Origin of the sequence: Rhizobium sp. AQ_MP, assembly GCF_014237835.1 — a bacterium.
In the GTDB taxonomy this organism is placed as follows: Bacteria; Pseudomonadota; Alphaproteobacteria; order Rhizobiales; family Rhizobiaceae; genus Allorhizobium.
This window is the reverse complement of record NZ_JACJVI010000093.1, coordinates 1-342: the sequence shown is the minus strand read 5'-3', so window position 1 is coordinate 342 and position 342 is coordinate 1. Positions and strand designations below refer to the sequence as shown.

General features: G+C 55.6%; 1 protein-coding gene. It reads right to left on the bottom strand.

Translation table 11 applies throughout. The features are described from left to right. Positions 1-63 precede the first annotated feature (63 nt). The gene (locus tag H6M51_RS24365) at positions 64-219 is read right to left on the bottom strand and encodes a hypothetical protein (RefSeq protein WP_166599144.1); all 156 of its coding nucleotides are present in this window, start codon (positions 217-219) and stop codon (positions 64-66) included. Positions 220-342: the final 123 nt, after the last annotated feature.

The following is a 342-nucleotide window of genomic DNA, read 5'->3' as shown; positions in this document are numbered from 1 at the left end:
TCCTCAAGCGCCCTGACCTCGGTCGCCGTCAGGCTGGATCCATTCATTTTCATGAGTTCCTCCTTATTGGCCAAGAAACAGGACGACGCCGATGGCAAGCGAAGCCAGGACGGCGGCTAGCGTGCCTCCGCCCTGGAGTACGCCCATGCGCTTCAGCATCAAGGCAAAGCCCATGATGATAGGCGTCGCAACGACAAGGCCGATCTGTGCATCCGTCATTTCAGTCGTTTCCTTCTGTTCAGGAAGCACTCTGCCTTGTCTTTCGTCAGTCTTCTTTGCGCTCCCACAAAGAGCGCTTCGGATTTTTCTTTAGAACCGATCCCGACCAACGGGAGATCTGAC